The organism is Streptomyces sp. NPDC007189 (genome assembly GCF_040703635.1).
Classification (GTDB): domain Bacteria; phylum Actinomycetota; class Actinomycetes; order Streptomycetales; family Streptomycetaceae; genus Streptomyces.
On record NZ_JBEYEY010000004.1, the window covers coordinates 360,171 to 376,401 of the forward strand.

General features: G+C 70.2%; 13 protein-coding genes and 1 tRNA gene. 6 read left to right on the forward strand and 8 right to left on the reverse strand.

Annotated features, from left to right (window positions below; all coding sequences use genetic code 11):
- Genes AB0950_RS10795 through AB0950_RS10810 form a run of 4 tightly spaced genes read right to left on the reverse strand, consistent with a single transcriptional unit; the run spans position 1 to position 4,105 of the window.
- Positions 1–999 (reverse strand): amidohydrolase family protein, encoded by a 999-nt coding sequence (locus tag AB0950_RS10795; RefSeq protein WP_366778327.1) that lies wholly within the window; start codon positions 997–999, stop codon positions 1–3.
- Entirely contained in the window at positions 996–2,126 is a 1,131-nt protein-coding gene (locus tag AB0950_RS10800; protein WP_366778328.1) for an FAD-dependent oxidoreductase, read from the reverse strand. Before AB0950_RS10800 ends, AB0950_RS10795 begins: the two co-directional genes overlap by 4 nt.
- A 24-nt stretch (positions 2,127–2,150) precedes the next feature.
- On the reverse strand, positions 2,151–3,107 hold the full coding sequence (locus tag AB0950_RS10805; protein WP_360146184.1) for a cyclase family protein: 957 nt from the start codon (positions 3,105–3,107) through the stop codon (positions 2,151–2,153).
- Positions 3,104–4,105 carry a fumarylacetoacetate hydrolase family protein gene (locus AB0950_RS10810; protein ID WP_360146181.1) on the reverse strand — a complete coding sequence of 334 codons (1,002 nt, stop codon included), beginning with the start codon at positions 4,103–4,105 and terminating at the stop codon, positions 3,104–3,106. Before AB0950_RS10810 ends, AB0950_RS10805 begins: the two co-directional genes overlap by 4 nt.
- 126 nt (positions 4,106–4,231) lie before the next feature.
- Between AB0950_RS10810 and AB0950_RS10815 the strand changes: the two genes are divergently transcribed.
- Complete coding sequence (locus AB0950_RS10815) at positions 4,232–5,149, forward strand: LysR family transcriptional regulator (RefSeq protein ID WP_360573553.1); 918 nt, start codon at positions 4,232–4,234, stop codon at positions 5,147–5,149.
- Between the two features lie 105 nt (positions 5,150–5,254).
- A complete protein-coding gene (locus tag AB0950_RS10820) occupies positions 5,255–5,611 on the forward strand; it encodes a hypothetical protein (RefSeq protein WP_360146175.1) in 357 nt (118 codons plus the stop codon).
- A gap of 230 nt (positions 5,612–5,841) precedes the next feature.
- Here AB0950_RS10820 and AB0950_RS10825 read toward each other — a convergent pair whose 3' ends face one another.
- The gene (locus tag AB0950_RS10825) at positions 5,842–7,527 is read right to left on the reverse strand and encodes a ribonuclease J (protein WP_360146172.1); all 1,686 of its coding nucleotides are present in this window, start codon (positions 7,525–7,527) and stop codon (positions 5,842–5,844) included.
- A 306-nt stretch (positions 7,528–7,833) separates the two neighbouring features.
- On the opposite strand from AB0950_RS10825, the gene AB0950_RS10830 reads away from it, so the two are divergent.
- Together AB0950_RS10830 and AB0950_RS10835 are read left to right on the forward strand one after the other, a co-directional pair.
- On the forward strand, positions 7,834–8,361 hold the full coding sequence (locus tag AB0950_RS10830; protein WP_360573555.1) for a hypothetical protein: 528 nt from the start codon (positions 7,834–7,836) through the stop codon (positions 8,359–8,361).
- Positions 8,358–11,258 (forward strand): M48 family metalloprotease, encoded by a 2,901-nt coding sequence (locus AB0950_RS10835; RefSeq protein ID WP_366778329.1) that lies wholly within the window; start codon positions 8,358–8,360, stop codon positions 11,256–11,258. The genes AB0950_RS10830 and AB0950_RS10835 overlap by 4 nt, the downstream gene beginning before the upstream one ends.
- A 111-nt stretch (positions 11,259–11,369) precedes the next feature.
- Here the strand turns inward: AB0950_RS10835 and AB0950_RS10840 are convergent, their stop codons facing one another.
- A complete protein-coding gene (locus tag AB0950_RS10840) occupies positions 11,370–12,611 on the reverse strand; it encodes a ThuA domain-containing protein (RefSeq protein ID WP_360146163.1) in 1,242 nt (413 codons plus the stop codon).
- Positions 12,612–12,950: 339 nt separating this feature from the next.
- On the opposite strand from AB0950_RS10840, the gene AB0950_RS10845 reads away from it, so the two are divergent.
- Both AB0950_RS10845 and AB0950_RS10850 read left to right on the forward strand, forming a co-directional pair.
- Positions 12,951–13,484, forward strand: a complete 534-nt coding sequence (locus tag AB0950_RS10845) for a GNAT family N-acetyltransferase (RefSeq protein WP_366778330.1) — start codon at positions 12,951–12,953, stop codon at positions 13,482–13,484.
- Between the two features lie 68 nt (positions 13,485–13,552).
- Positions 13,553–13,626: transfer RNA gene (locus tag AB0950_RS10850), tRNA-Met, on the forward strand.
- Between the two features lie 297 nt (positions 13,627–13,923).
- Here AB0950_RS10850 and mdlC read toward each other — a convergent pair.
- Together mdlC and AB0950_RS10860 are read right to left on the reverse strand one after the other, a co-directional pair.
- Entirely contained in the window at positions 13,924–15,513 is a 1,590-nt protein-coding gene (gene mdlC / locus AB0950_RS10855; RefSeq protein WP_366778331.1) for a benzoylformate decarboxylase, read from the reverse strand.
- 265 nt (positions 15,514–15,778) lie between these two features.
- Positions 15,779–16,063: a GlsB/YeaQ/YmgE family stress response membrane protein gene (locus tag AB0950_RS10860; protein WP_360146151.1), complete on the reverse strand. Its 285-nt coding sequence runs from the start codon at positions 16,061–16,063 to the stop codon at positions 15,779–15,781.
- Between the last annotated feature and the right edge of the window lie 168 nt (positions 16,064–16,231).

Here is a 16,231-nt window from a genome sequence, read left to right on the forward strand (position 1 = left end):
TCACTCCAGGGAGAGCAGGGCGGAGGCGTTGCCGCCGCGAACGGCGTGGAAGTCGGCGTCGGGCAGCCGTGCGGCGCGCAGCGCGCCGACGGGATCCTCGGCGCCCATGTCGAAGGGGAAGTCGGAGCCGAGCAGCACCCGCTCGGCGCCCGCCACCCGGACCAACTCCCGCAGCACGTGCGGATCGTGGACGAGGGAGTCGAAGTACAGGCGCCTGAGGTAGCTGCTGGGCGGGTGGGCGCAGCCGGCGGCCGCGTCGGTGCGGGTGGCCCAGGCGTGGTCGGAGCGGCCGATGTGGGTGGGCAGGTAGCCGCCGCCGTGTGCCGCGATCAGCTTCAGGCCCGGGTGCCGGTCCAGGACGCCGGAGAAGATCAGGTGGGAGAGCGCGATGGCGTTCTCCACCGGCTGCCCCACGGTGTTGGACAGATACCAGCGGTCGAGGCGTTCGTCGAGCGTGCAGCCGAAGGGGTGCAGGAAGACGAGCGCCCCGGTCTCCTCGGCGCGGGACCAGAGCAGTTCGTACGCCGGGTCGGACAACTCCCGCCCCGGGGCGTGGCTGGAGATCTCCACCCCGCGCAGGCCCTGCTCCAACGCGTGGTCGAGGGCCGCCACCGCGAGCTGCGGATGCTGGAGCGGGGCGAGGCCGAGGCCGTGCAGCCGGTCCGGTGCGGCGGAACAGTGCGCGGCGGTGACCTCGTTGGCCAGTCGGTACAGCTTCTCGGCCGTCTCCTCGTCCGCCCAGTAGTGGTAGTGCGACGGGGAGGGGCTGACCAACTGCACGTCCACGCCCTGGGCGTCCATCGCGGCCAGCCGTACGGCGACGTCGGTCAGCTGAGGGACGCGGTCGCGCACCATCGCCCCGCTGATCGCCATGGCGGCCGGGCCGTTGCGCCGCGCGTCCAGCGCCTTCGCGTCCGCCAGACCCGGTGACCCTTCCACCATGGCTTCGACCTCGGGCAGCAGGACGTGCGCGTGTACATCGACGGTGGGCACGCTCACGGCAGCTCCCGCAGCATCGTCATCGTCCGGCCCATCAGGCCGGGGACGTCCGCGTCACGGACGCCGTCGAGCTGCCACTGCCCGATCTGTACGGACGCCTCCACGACCGGGCGGACGCGGGCCGCGCGCCGCGCGTAGTAGGCCTGGAAGAGCGCGTCGTCCCAGGTGTCCGAGGCGGTCAGCAGCTGCGCCAGCACGAGCGCGTCCTCCAGGGACAGGGCCGCGCCCTGCGCCAGCGTGGGCGGGCAGCAGTGCGCGGCGTCGCCGACGAGGACGACCCGGCCGCGGTGCCAGGAGCCCTCCACCAGCAGCCGGTCGAACCAGGTGTAGTTGACCTTCGCCGGGTCGGTGATGTGCGCGGTGATCTCCGGCCAGTGGCCGCCGTAGGCGGAGGCGAGGCGGCGCATCTCGTCGGCGTAGGTCTCCGGGGGGATGGCGGCCCGGTCGCGGTGGGCCTCGACGACGTACGTGTAGAGGGTGGTGTCGCTGGTCGGGCAGTAGCCGGCGATGTAGGCGGGGCCGCCGTAGGCGAGGTCGGTGCGGGTGACGCCGGCCGGGCGCGGGGCGGCGACGCGCCAGATGGCCATGCCGGTCGGCTCCGGCTTGTCGCCGATGCCGATCGCCGCGCGGGTCGAGGAGCCGAGGCCGTCCGCCGCGATGACCAGGTCGTACCGGCCCTCGCTGCCGTCGGAGAAGCGTATGGAGACCCCGTCGGCGTCCTGGCCGAGGATCTCGGCGGTCGTGCCGAGCCGCACGGAGGCGCCGGAAGCGCGTACGGCGTCGATCAGGATCTGCTGGAGCCGCGGGCGTTGCATGCCGACGGTGGCGGGCAGGTCGTCGCCGCCGGTGCGCAGGTCCCGGGCGACGTGCAGGACGGTGCCGTCGGGCGCGGTGATGCCGACGGAGTCGAAACCGAAGCCTGACGCCTTCACCCGGTCCCACACTCCCAGTTCGCGCAGCACGCGCAGCGCGTTGCCCTGGAGGGTGATGCCGGAGCCGGCGGTGGCGTTCCAGTCGTCCTTGGCCTCGATCAGGTCCACGGCCAGACCGGCCCGGCGCAGCAGGATCGTCACGGCGTTGCCGGCGGCGCCACCACCGATCACCAGGACCGTGCGGGCTGTGCTCATGAGGGAACTCCCTTGTTCCAGGCGTTACTTGACGGCGATCGGGTTGACGGGGGAGCCGACCGCGCCGGTGATGGGCAGGGGCGCGGCGGTGAGCCAGAACGCGTACACGCCGTCGGCCGCGCAGTCCTCGGCCAGCGCCTCCGGATCCCACATCTCGCCGATCAGCAGGCCGATGTTCGGGATGGCGACCTGATGGAGCGGCTGGAAGGCGTTCTCGAACTCGTTCGGGCGGACCTCGAAGCCCCAGGTGTCCGTGGCGATCGCGGCGATCTCGCTGCCGTGCAGCCAGCGGGCCGTGGTGAACGACAGCCCGGGCGCGGGACCGCCCGCGTAGTCGCCCCAGCCCTCTCGGCGGGCCCGGGCCAGCTGCCCGGTGCGCACCACCACGATGTCGCCGCGGCCGACGGCCACCCCGTGCGCCTCGGCCGTCGCCGTCAGATGCTCCTCGGTGATCGCGAACCCGTCCGGCAGTTCCCCGTCCTCGCCGATCACCCGGCCGACGTCGAGCAGGACGCCGCGCCCGGCGACGTACGGCGCCATGTGCTCGATGCCGGTGACGAGGTCGCCGTCGGAGGTGACGACCTTCTCCGCCGGGCGGCCGTTCCAGGCGCGGCCGTGGTCGAAGATGTGCCCGAGCCCGTCCCACTGCGTCGAGCACTGGAGCGGCATCGCGATCACGTCGTCGGCGCCGCCGAGGCCGTGCGGGAAGCCCTGGTGGCCGAGGGCGGCGTCGGTGCCGGTGTCCAGCATGGTGTGCACCGGGTTGGTGCGCCGTCGCCAGCCCTTCTGCGGGCCGTTCATGTCGAAGGACTGCGCCAACGAGAAACTGACGCCCCGTCGGACGAGTGCCGCGCCCTCACGGCGCTTGCCCTCGGTGAGGAAGTTGAGCGTGCCGAGCCGGTCGTCCTGGCCCCAACGCCCCCAGTTCGAGTACGCCTTCGCGGCCTCGGCGATCGCGCCCTCGGGATCGTGCCGGTTCATGACGCAGCCTCGGCGACACATCGCGTGCGCTGCGTACCGAGCCCGGTGACCGAGCCCTCCATGACATCGCCGTCGCGCAGCAGCCGGCCCCAGTGCATGCCGTTTCCGGCCGGGGAGCCGGTGAGCACCAGGTCACCGGGGAGCAGGCGCGCGGTCTGAGAGGCGTACGACACCATGCGCGCGACCTTGAAGATCATGTCCTTGGTGGACTCGTCCTGCATGGTCTCGCCGTTGAGCTTCAGCGTGACCCGCAGGTCGTCCGGGTTGGCGATCGACTCGGCCGGGACGATCCAGGGACCGAGCGGGGTGAAACCGGGGGCGTTCTTGCTGCGCAGCCAGTCGGTGCCGATCTGCGGCATGTCCCGGCGGAAGACGGTGGCCCGGTCGGTCAGGTCGTTGGCGATGGTGTAGCCCGCGATGTAGTCCGGCGCGTCCTTCACCGGCACCTGATAGGCAGGCTTGCCGATCACGACCGCCAGCTCCAGTTCCCAGTCCGGCTTCTCCGCCCGGGCGGGCAGCACCACGTCGTCGTACGGACCCGTGATCGCGCTGGGCAGTCCGATGAAGACGTACGGCAGGTCCTCCGCCGCCCTTCGGTCCATGATGTCCGCGGCCTCCGCGCGCCGCTCGCTCTCCGGCCGGTCGTCGCCGGGGGCGCGGTGGGCGACATGCAGGTCGATGACGTGCTGCCGGTAGTTGGCCCCGGACTGGAACACCTGGCGCGGCGTCACCGGCGCGTGCACCCGCAGGTCCGCGACGGCCGTGCGGGCAAGGCCGGTGTCAGCCGCGAGCGCCCGCAGCCGCGGCAGGGCCGTCTCCCAGCGGTCCAGCACGTCCAGCACGGTCAGCCGGTCGTCCCCGAAGGCGACCCGCAGGTCGAGGGCATGACCGTCGGGGGTGACGAGAGCGGGGAAGGGCGGCCCCTCGTGGGTCGAGACGGTGGCGAGGGCGAACGGTCCGGCGAAGAGCGCGGACACGGGTTCGGGTTTCACGGACATGTCCTCCTGATTGCGGTGGCACTAATCTGGACCCGCCAGCCGTGATCAGGGAAATAGATTCTGTGGATGATCGCCATCCACCGCGTTGATGTGCCCTGGTCGGCGCCGGACCGTGGAGGAAGACCCGTGAACCTGGCCCGTCTCGATCTCAATCTCGTCGTCGCCCTGCGCGCCCTGCTGGAGGAGCGGAACGTCACCCGCGCCGGGCAGCGCGTCGGCCTGAGTCAGCCGGCGATGAGCGCGGCCCTCGCCCGGCTGCGCCGGCACTTCGACGACGACCTGCTCGCCCGCGTCGGCGGCCACTACGAGCTGACCGCGCTCGGTCAGGTACTCCTGGACCGCACCTCCACCGCCTACGACGTGCTGGAACGCCTCTTCTCCAGCCAGGCCGACTTCGACCCGGCCAAGGAGCGACGGGAGTTCAAGCTGCTCGCGTCCGACTACGCCGTGGCCGTCTTCGGCACCGAGCTGGCCCGCGTGGTGCACGAGGAGGCCCCCGGCATCCGGCTGCGCTTCACCCAGACCCCGCCGACCGTCGTCGACGACACCGCGACCCTGCTGAGCGCCACCGACGGCCTGCTCATGCCGCACGGTGTGATCAGCGACTTCCCGGCCACCGACCTCTACGACGACCGCTGGGTGTTCCTCGTCGCCGACGACCACCCGAGCGTCGACGACCGGCTCACCCGCGCGGATCTGGCCCGGCTGCCCTGGGTCACCTATCAGCGCACCTACGACGCCCCCGCCGTGCGCCAGCTCGGCATGCTCGGCATCGAGCCGCGTGTCGAGGTCTCGGTCGACAGCTTCCAGCTGCTGCCGCTGCTGGTGGCCGGCACCCGCCGGATCGCCCTCGTCCAGGCCCGTCTCGCACGGCTCATGGCGCCGCTCGCCGCCGTACGCGTCGTGGAGCCGCCGTACGAGGCGGTCCCGCTGCGGGAGGCCCTGTGGTGGCATCCGGTTCACACGCACGACGCCGCCCACATCTGGCTGCGCGAGACGGCCGCGCGGGTCGGGTCACGACTGCCCCGTACGGACGAGGAGTGACACGATGAAGGCACCACACCCGGAGTCGGTCCTCTCCCGTGCCGCTCGCGTCCTCGAGGCGTTCACCCAGGACGAGCCGGCGCCGACCGTCTCCGAGATCGGCTCGTGGGCGAACTGGTCGCCCACGGTTTCCTCGGCCGGGACGACGACCGCCGGGTGCGCATCGGTGTCCGGCTCTGGGAACTCGCCGTCCGGGCCTCGCCCGCGCTGTCCCTGCGGGACGCCGCCATGCCGTTCATGGAGGGCGTGCACGACGTCGTGGGCCACCATGTGCAGCTCGGTGTCCTCGACGGCGACGACGTGCTGTTCCTCGAACGCCTCTCCGCGCCGAACGCGGTGATCAACTACCCCCGGATCGCCGGGCGGCTGCCCCTGTACGCCCCCTCCTGCGGTCTGGTGCTCCTGGCCCATGGCGCGGCAGACCGCAAGGAACGGCTGCTGGCCGGCTCGCTCACCGCCTAGGCCCCGGGTACGTCCACGAGGAGGCCCTCGGCGTGGCGGCCCCGGTGCGCGGCGCGGACGGCCGGGTGGTGGCGGCGCTGTCCGTCATCGTCCCCAACGACGCGGGCGCCCAAGCGGTCGTCGGGCGCGACCGGACGGTCGTACTCGCGCTTCCCCACATGACTCCCGGGCCCGGCCTCGATGGCCGTGGGGCCGCGACCGGAACCGGGGACCGCGCTGCCGGCTGTGGTTCAGGCGTCGATGATGACGGGGATGATGAGGGGCTTGCGGCGGTGGGTGCGGAACGCCCAGTTCGCCACGGCGCGGGCGAGGAGCTGTTCGAGTTGGCGTGCGTCCCCGACGCCTTCCTCGGCCGCGGTGGCCAGGGTCTTCTCGATGACGGGGATGACCGGCTCGAAGGTGGTGTCGTCGTGGACGAAGCCGCGGGCCAGGAAGTCGGGGGCCTCGGCGAGGGCGCCGGTGTCCGCGTCGACGATCGCCACCACCGTGACCACGCCTTCCGCGGCGAGGGTGAGGCGGTCCTTGAGGGACGCTTCGGTGGCGCCGCCGACTTCCATGCCGTCCACGTAGACGTTGCCCGCGGGGACCTTGCCGGTGATGGAGGCGCGTCCGTCGACGAGGTCGACGACGACGCCGTCCTCGGCGATGACGACCCGGTCGGGGTCGACGCCGGTACGGATGGCGAGGTCGCCGTTGGCCCGCAGGTGGCGCCATTCGCCGTGCACGGGCATGACATTGCGGGGTTTGACGATGTTGTAGCAGTAGACGAGTTCGCCGGCGCTGGCGTGCCCGGAGACGTGCACCTTGGCGTTGCCCTTGTGGACCACGTGGGCGCCCCACCGGGTGAGTCCGTTGATCACCCGGTAGATGGCGTTCTCGTTGCCGGGGATGAGGGAGCTGGCGAGCAGGACGGTGTCGTCCTTGCCGATGCGGATCATGTGGTCGCGGTTGGCCATCCGTGACAGCGCGGCCATCGGTTCGCCCTGGGAGCCGGTGCACACGAGAGTGACCTTGTGGTCCGGGAGCTTCTCCAGTTCCTTCGTGCTCACGACCAGACCGGAGGGGACCTTCAGGTAGCCCAGGTCACGGGCGATGCCCATGTTGCGGACCATCGACCGGCCGACGAAGGCGACCTTGCGGCCGTGCTGGTGGGCGGCGTCCAGGACCTGCTGGATGCGGTGCACATGGCTGGCGAAACTGGAGACGATGACCCGGCGCGGCGCGGTGCGCATCACCTGCTCGATCGCCGGGTTCAGCTCACGCTCGGAGGTGGTGAAGCCGGGCACTTCGGCGTTGGTGGAGTCGGTGAGGAACAGGTCCACGCCCTCCTCGCCGAGGCGGGCGAAGGCGCGCAGATCGGTGATGCGGTCGTCGAGAGGGAACTGGTCCATCTTGAAGTCGCCGGTGTGCAGCACCATCCCGGCCCGGGTGCGGATCGCGACCGCGAGGCTGTCCGGGATGGAGTGGTTGACCGCCACGAACTCGCAGTCGAAGGGCCCGAAGCCGCGCCGGTCGCCCTCCCGCACCCGCACCGTGCGCGGCCGGATTCCGTGTTCCTTGAGCTTGGCCTCCAGGAACGCCAGGGTCAGCTTGGAGCCGACGACGGGAATGTCGGACCGCTCGCGCAGCAGGTACGGCACGCCGCCGATGTGGTCCTCGTGGCCGTGGGTGAGTACCACGGCCACGATGTCGTCCAGCCGGTCCCGGATCGAGGTGAAGTCCGGCAGGATCACGTCCACGCCGGGCTGGGTCTCCTCGGGGAACAGCACGCCGCAGTCGACGATGAGCAGCTTGCCGGCGTGCTCGAAGACGGTCATGTTGCGGCCGATCTCGCCTAGGCCGCCCAGGGCGACGACCCGCAACCCTCCTTCGGGAAGGGGCGGGGCGGCTTTGAGTTCGGGGTGCGGGTGACTCATACCTTGACGTTACCCGGAGAACGGGACGGGTTGATCCATTGCCTGCATGATCTCTTCTTCCCGACGGAGCGGGGCGTCTGCAGCCGGCGGGTGCTGGCGTGTGGGTCGGGACCCGAGGCATCACGGCCCTGGCGGCTGATGCCAGCCGTTGCCGTGGGGCGCGTGGGTCTTGGCGAGGACAGCGGGCAACGTGGAGAATTCCCTGTGCCGGATGATCCCCCGCAGTACTTTGAAGGGGCTTGGTGCAGGGACGCGGCTACAGGGGGCGCGATGAAGGGGGGGCCGGAAACGGCTGCTGGGTTATTGGTGCGGGACGTCGTCCGAGAGATCGTCAGCGAGCTGGCCCCGCATGAGGTGCTGCTGCTCGACGGCCTTCTTCTGGTGGATGACGACACCGCGCTGCGCCGGCTGTCGAGTCGACGGGATCGTGAGCCACTGGGATTCGGGCTGGGCGAGGCCGCAGCCCTGGTGACCCCGGTGGTGTGGATGGCGCTGGACGAGGCGGCACGGCAGATCGTCTCCGCCACCGTGGCCGCGGCCGGCCGGCGTGCGCGTGGGTGGCTGCGCCGGATCGGGCGCCGGCCGACGACGCCGCGTGTCCTGCCTCCGCTGACGCCTGGGCAGCTCGAAGCCGTACGTCTGCGGGTGGCGCAGCTGGCCGTGGAGAGCGGTATGGACGACGGGGCGGCCGAAGTACTCGCCGAGCGTGTCGTGGCCCGGCTTGTGCTGTCCGCAGGGCAACAACAGGACGGCGAGGCGGACTCGCGCGCAGTCGCCTCCGCGGACGACGACCCCCGGGACGGCCCCGGACCGGACGAGGAGGACCGGTCGTGAGTGCGGGTGTCGCGCCGTTGCGCCGTGCCGGACGAGTCGACGAGCGCCTCCTCTGGCCCGGCACCGGTCCACGGTTCGTCCTGCTTATGGTGCTGTTCGTCACCAGCAGTGCCACGGTGGCATCGGCCATCAGCCACTCGCTCACCGATCCGCACAACATGTACGTGGGCTGCGCTCTGGCCGCCGGAGCCGACCCGCAGGGCGACTACCTGGGTGTGGGCGTGGCCACGGTCCGGGCCGACCGCCCGTTCCAGGCCTGTCTCGACCGCTTCGTACCGCACGCTTCCCCCTGGCTGGTGCCGTCCGCGGTGGTGCTGCTCGTGGTGGCGGCCGGCGTCCTGTACTGGACGCTTCCGGTGTGGAAGCAACGCCGCCGCAGGCTGGTTCCGGTCGAAGCGATCGACCGGGACGGCGAGCTGCCGGCCGTCCTCGATGAGCTCGTCGGCGTCGCCGGGCTCACCCGGCGGCCGTCGTTCGTCGTGGCCCCCGCCGCACGCACCGCCAGTGCCGTGGTCTTCGGTCGGTGGCGCCGCCACGTCGTCTGTCTGCACGGCGGACTCGTGGCCGTCCGGCAGCGCGATCCACGCAGCTTCAGCGCCGTAGTGCTGCACGAGCTGGCGCACATCCGCAACCGCGACATCGACATCACCTACGCGACGGTGGCCCTGTGGCGTGTCTTCCTGCTCACCGTCCTTCCGGGCTACGTGATCTCGGCGGTGCTGGCCCTCCACGCGTCGCTGTCGTCACCGGTGTTCGGTCCTCCCTCTGTGGTGGCCACCACGCGCGACCTGACGTCCATGGCGACGATGATCGCCTTCGTCTTCCTGGTGCGCGCCGACATCCTGCGCACGCGCGAGATGTACGCCGATGCCGACGCCCTGAGGTGGGGAGCCGACCCGGCCGTCTGGCACGGCGTCGGCGACGAGGTGGACCGGGGCCGCGGCAGACTCGCGACGGTGGGCCGTGCCTTCCTCGCCGTGTGGCGGAGCCACCCCGGCTGGCAGCGGCGCCGCGAGGCCTTGGCCGATACCGAGGAGCTGTTCCGGCCGTCCGCACTCACCCTGTTTCTCACGGGTGCGACGGCGTCGACGTGCGCCGCCCAGCTGTACGCGCTCGGAACCGGGGTGATGGTCCATGTGGCAGCGGACATGGTCGCCGGACTGGTCGCGACGACCGTCGGCGTGACTCTGTGGCGCGCGGCAGCACGGGCCGTGCTGACGGGCGACCGGGCGCCCTCGGGGCTGCGCGCCGGGTGGTGGCTGGGGGTGGGGCTCGCTCTCGGCGAGGTGCTGACCGGCAGCGTATCCGGGTGGCGTGTGCTGCCCAGGCATCCCGAGGTCTTCGCGCTGCTCGTGGTCCTCAGCGTGGTGGTCACCTGCTGGACGTCACAGTTCGCCGGCCTCGCCCTGCGCTGCTGGCGAGGAAGCAGCCTGCGCCCGGTGTTCGCCGTGGGCCTGCTGGCCACCCTGGTCGTCTTCGCCCTGTCGTACGACTGGTGGCAGACCAGCGGCAGGCTCTTCGCGGCGGGCTGGCCGTACTCCGAGTCCGCGATCCGCACCGCAGTGAAGCATGACCTGCCGGGTCCCGCCCTCGGCCGGAACACACTCACGGCGATCGCCGTGGTGATGTCGGTGGTGATGCCGTGGGAGGCGGACACGTCACTGGTGTGGGCGGTGACAGCCCTGTGGGTGCTGCCGTTGCTGGCATGGGCGGCCGGGGCGACCCGCAGCGCACCGGCGTGGGTGGTCCGTGCGCTGCCGCCGGGAGAGAGCGCCGCGTGGCGGGCCGGGCGGCTGCCGTCGTTCCGGCGACTCGCCCTCGCCGCGGTCCTCGGGGCCTGCGCGGCCTGCGGGGCCGTCGTCGTGGTGCTGGCTCGGCTGCACAGCGTGCGGCCGCCGGCCGGCGCGATGCTGGGCCAACAGGTTTTGCTCCTCACGACATGGCTGGTCGTGGTACTCGTCGCCGTGGTCATGACCACGGCCGTGGTGAGCAGCACGGCAGCATCCCGTTTCCCGGTTCCGGCCGCGACCGTGACCGCCGGGACGACGGGACTCGTCGGCATCACCGTCGCCTTCCTGCTGCTGTCGGCCGACGGCTGCCTCAGCGGCCTGGCCACGCTGCGCACCGCCTGCACCTGGACACCCCAGGGCGCCTGGCCGCTGACCGAGGTGGTGCTGCCGCTCGTCCTGGGTCTGGCCGTGTTCGCCTCCGCCTTCACGGCGGTGGCAGCCATGACGGTCCGGCACCTGCTGAGAGCGCTGCGGCCCGACACCGGTCGCCGCGCCCGGCGGCCGCCCCTGCGCCTCCCGCGGCCCTCGGGCCGGTTCCATCGGCCGGCCCGCACGGCCGTAGTGGCGCTGACCTGCCTGACCGCCCTTGCACTGACCACCGCAGCAAGCCTCCCCCTGGACACCGGCGCAGGCTCCGGCGTCCGCAGTTCCCTGACCCGCGAGGACCTCGCCCCCGCATCGAACACCACCCCGTCCGCGCAGGTACTCGCGCTCGAAACAGATGCCTGGCTACGGCTCGGAGGGCGAAAGCACCTGACCGACATGAGCGGCGAACTCCTGGACGTCCTCAACGCCCTTGACGACGACAGGGCGTTGAGCGACCGCGGCTACGCGGCCCATGCCATACGTCCGCACTGCCTCGGTCTCCAGACGGCCGCACAACGGCTCAGCACCTACTTCCCGTTGCCCGACCCCGCGCTGCAGCGGGGATGGCCGGAACTGCTGGCTCGGGCTCGATCCATTGGCGACAACTGCCGGCGAGCCATCGACGAAGGCAAGCGGGACCTCTACATCCAGAGCATGAAGGACATCCTCGGCCTCACCGACCGCGTGAGCGCCGTCCTCCACGACCTGACCACGGAAACCGAAGACCACACAATGCGCTGACCCGGACTGCCTCAATGGCCACGCGTACAAACAGCGGCGGGATTGATCTGCCGGGCCCCGGCGCAGGGAGCCCGGCCGGACGAACCCGGCCGGGCCTGTGCCGGAGTCGGTTCAGGAGGGCAGGGTCCAGCTCTGGTTGGCCGCTTGGTTGCACGACCAGATCTGCAGCCGGGTGCCGTTGGCCGAACTGGGTCCGGTGGCGTCGAGGCATTTGCCCGACTGCGGGTTGACCAGGGAGCCGGCCGCCCCCGGTTGCCAGACCTGCGAGCCGGTGCCGTTGCAGTCGTACAGCTGCACTTTGGTGCCGTTGGCAGTGCCGGCCCCGGTCACGTCCATGCACTTGCCGAGTGCGGTGAGTCGGCCGTCGCCGACCGTCCAGTTCTGCGCGCTGCTGCCGTTGCAGTCATAGAGTTGAACCGCCGTGCCGTTGGCCGTGCCAGCGCCGGCGACGTCCACGCACTTGCCGCCGTAACCGTGTATCGGACCTGTGACGGTGGGGGGCGGGGTGACCGGACCCGACTGCCCCGCCGCCCACTTGATCTCCTGCAGGAGGAGTTGGTTCTGCTGGGCGCTGGCGAACGTCGACGACAGAGTGGTGTTGGTGGAGTAGTCCATCGCGTTGTGGCCGAAGTTGTTGTAGACCATCTTGTAGTGGCGGTTGGACCACACGATGGGGTAATAGCCGCTGTACCAGGTTTGGTTGGGGTCCGTGCCGATCGGGAAGGTGGACGGATCCATCGACGCCAGGATGTCGATGTCCGGGTTCTGCCGCAGGTCGTTCTGCCAGCTGTACCACTCGCTGACCGATGACGTGATGGCGGCCGGCAGGCCGGCCGTGGCCGGGTGGCCGGAGTCTTCGATCTTGAGCGTCTCCGAGGTCGGTCCCCAGGAGTTGCTCTTGAACGTGCCGGTGCCCAGGAAGGTGTTGTGGTACCAGGGCCAGTCACTTGTGTCGTCGTTGTACGCCGAGACGTGGAAGCCGATGAAGCCGCCGCCGTTGGACACGTACGTCTGGAAGGCGGACTGCTGCGACGCGGTGTGCGGGTAGTCGTCGAGGAACATCACCACCTGGTAGTTGGCCAGGTTCGCTGCGTTGAGCTGGCTCCAGTCCGTGGTCGAGGTGTAAGTGAACCCGTTCTGCGCACCGGCCTGCGGGAACCACGTGTTGGCCTCGTGGTCGAAGCTGATGTGCGCTGCGTCGTAGGTGCCGTCGTAGAAGGCAAGCACCTTGAAGGGGGTGGCGGCCTGAGCGGTGTGCGCAGGGGCCGCCTGGAGGGCGAATACCAGCGCGAGCAGGGCGAGCAGTGTCAACAGGGGGCGGTGCCGGGTGACTTCCGTACCAGATCTGACCATGTGAAGGCCTTCCTTGGCTGTGGGGGCGTGCCGTGTACGGCGTATTCAGAAGCCTAGACCGTGTTCATGTCAATGATGACTAGTCTGGACCAACGGATTGCTGGGAGGTGGGGTGATCACTCCATGCCGGTCGTAGATGTCCGGTCGTCGATGGTGATTCGCCGGGTCGCCAAACCCCCGGGTGCCATGTCGTCGAATCGACGTCGGCGCAGACGGCGCGCGACTTGCTGGGGGAGCAGTGGCCGGTCGGTCGATCATGAGCAGTACGGAGAGCGACGGCACCAGCACAGGCGAGTGCCGATTACCGGTGAGGCTCTTGCCTTCGGCAGGATGGGGACCATGACCGAGATCCGCACCCCCCGCCTCCTTCTGCGCCGCTGGCATGACGACGACCTTGCGCCGATGGCGGACATCAATGCTGACCCGCAGGTCATGCGCTGGATCGACGACGGCTCGGTGCGCGACCTGGACCGTACAGCCGAGGACATCGAGAGGTGGGAGGAGGAGTGGGACGAGGAGGGCTTCGGCCTCTTCGCCGTCGAGCTGCTGGCCTCGGGCGAACTGGCCGGCTTCACGGGGCTGTCCGTGCCCGAGTTCCTGCCGGAGGTGCTGCCCGCCGTGGCGATCAGCTGGCGGCTCGGCTCACAGTTTTGGGGCCAGGGATACGCGTCCGAAGCCGCCCAGGCCACGCTGGAGTTTGCGCTCCAGGACCGTGGCCTTGATCGCGTCATCAGCATCAACCGGGTGGGTGACGACGCCTCCGAGAACATCATCCGCAAGCTCGGCATGGTGTCGGAGGGCACTACGGCACACCCGGTGTACGGTTATCCGCTCCACGTTCACTCTATCGATCTCACCGAGTTCGAGGCGTGAACCGGCTGAGCCGTCGTGAAAGCCGATTGGGCCCAGCCGGATCGATGCCGTACAGTTCACCGTACCGACGCGGGGTGGAGCAGCTCGGTAGCTCGCTGGGCTCATAACCCAGAGGTCGCAGGTTCAAATCCTGTCCCCGCTACTCACACGTGAAGGCCCGGCACCCACCGGGCCTTCACTGCGTCTGGGCCCACCCGAACCCGATCCTCATGATCAGGCTCCAGGGGTAGGAGGGCGTCAATCTCCGGGCAGCGACGAAGCCGGGCGTTCTGCCGCCGCGGCGATCCGACGGGATGAGGGTGCCGTCCACGGTCCACATCCGGTCCGGGGCATGGGCGGAGCGGCCGACCGGCTCAGCACCAGCCTGGGGCTGAGCTGTGCCGATCGTCGATGGTGAAGAAGGGCGCGTTCACCGGCATCCCCACCGGGCCCGGTGGGCTCAGGTCAGGCGGGGAGCGCGCTTCTCGGCCCTGTTCGTCCGGACGTTGATGAGGGTCGGGCGTTCCCGGTCTTCGACTCCGGCGCGAAGCATGTCGGCGACCTCGTCGGTGTCGGTGGCTTCGTGAGCGTCGACGCCGTAACTCGCGGCTGTGGCCACGATATTCAGCTCGGGCAGGTCCAGTCCGGGAACTCCGGCGGCGCTCTCGATCACGGCGAACTGCTTGAGGACGCCGTACTCCTCGTTGGAGGAGACGACGATCGTCAGCGGGACCTTGTGGCGGGCAGCGGTCCACAGGGACGTGATCGCGTAGTGCATCGGCCCGTCGCCCATGAGGGCGATCACCGGGCGGTCCGGGGTGTCGAGTTGAGCGCCGACAGCGGCGGGCAGCCCGAACCCGAGGCCCCCGCCGACGGCGGACATCTGGGAGAGGGCGGCGCCGGGCCGTACGTACGACGTGATGGGGACTTCGTTGGAACCGGCTTCGGTCACGAACAGGGCATCCGCCGGGGCGGCGTGGCCGACGGCCGTCCACAGGTCCGCGGCCGGCATCGGGGCTTCGGCCCGTTCCGGGCGCGGTACCTCGGGCCGGGTCCGGGGGGCCGTGCGCGACGATTCGGGGATCTCGCCCAGCACAGCCTCCACGGCGGCCCGGATGTCCGCCACGTAGGCGTCGCCGACGGGTGCGCGGGCGGCCTCGTCCGGGTCGCTCGTGATGTGGATGAGGGATGTGCCCTCGGGCAGATACGGGCCGGGGACATAGGGGTAGTAGCGGAAGACCGGGCCGCCCAGGGCCACGACGAGGTCGTGGCCCTTCAGCTCTTCCGAGATCCAGCCGGCGCCGGGCGGGAGCAGGCCCTGGTAGAGGGGGTGGTTCTCCGGGAACCCGGACAGGCCCGGCAGCGGCGCCGTCCACACGGCGGCCTTGGTCCGCTCGGCCAGCTTCACGACCGGTTCCCAGGCTCCGGCGTGCTCCAGGTCGCCGTGGACCACGAAGGCGGGCGACTTCGCGTCGGACAGCCGGCCGGCGATCTTCTTCGCCAGGTCCTTTCGGAACCCTCCGGCGTGGGTGACCTCGCGGTCCCGGATCACCTCGATCTCCGCGACCTGCGCGTCGCTGAGCTCGTAGGCCGCGTCGTCCATCGGCACCGAGACGAAGACCGGTCCGGTGGGCGGGGACATCGCGACGTGGATGGCACGGGCGAGGACCGCGGGTACCTCGCTCGCAATGGCCGGCTCGGCCGTCCATTTCACGAACGGACGCGGGACCATGGTGGCGTCCTCGTTGGTCAGGAGCGTCTTCTGATTCTGCATGGTCCGACGCTGGTTGCCCGCGATGACGATGAGCGGCGTCTTGTTCAGGTAGGCGTTGTACAGGGCGCCCATGCCGTTGCCGAGACCGGGCGCGGTGTGCAGCATGACCAGGGCGGGACGTCCGGTGACCTGCGAGAAGCCGTCGGCCATGCCGACCGGCACCATTTCCTGCAGACCCAGGAGATAGCGGAAGTCCGTGGGAAATTCCTCCATCAGGGTCAGTTCGGAGGAGCCGGGATTGCCGAACCACGTGTTGATTGCGGCTGCCGGTCCCATTGCAGAACCGGTAGGGCAGTGATGCCTTGCCAGACACGAAGGGATGTCCCGAATTTCCTGGCTTCGTGCGCGCGTCAAGGGAAACGGGACTTCCCTCGGTCGCGAATTTAGCAGCGCGAGAGAGAAATCCGGCGTACCGTTGGCGCGTTGTCCGGTACCCGCGGGTGACCGGGAAGCGCAGGCGCTGAGAAGTGCACGCGGCGAAGGCTCCCCCCTGGGGGCCAGGGTGGGAGCCGTCTGGAGTGTCGCCCTGACGGGTTCGGCGTCAGCGCCATGCGTGACGGTGCGAGTGCCGGTTGCCGGTGATGAGGCGGTACAGGGCGAGGAGGATGAGGGAGCCGACGATCGCGGCTATCCAGGTGGAGAGGTCGAAGAACCCGTCGATGGAGTCGACGCCGAAGATCACCTTGCCGAGCCAGCCACCGAGCAGACCACCGGCCACGCCGATGAGCATGGTGATGATGATGCCGCCGGGGTCCTTGCCCGGCATGATGGCCTTGGCGATGGCGCCGGCGAGCAGGCCGATGATGATCCACGCGATGATGCCCATGTGCGTCTCCGTCTCGTCGTATAAGGACTGTGTTAGCTCCTCGTCTGTACCGTCTTCGCTCGTACAAACGTCCTCTCGCTGAATCCGGGCTCCTGTGTCAAGGTGCTCATCTGTGAGGGCATGCTCTCTTTAGAGCATCCCTGCATGAGTCGTGCGCCTGGTGGGAAG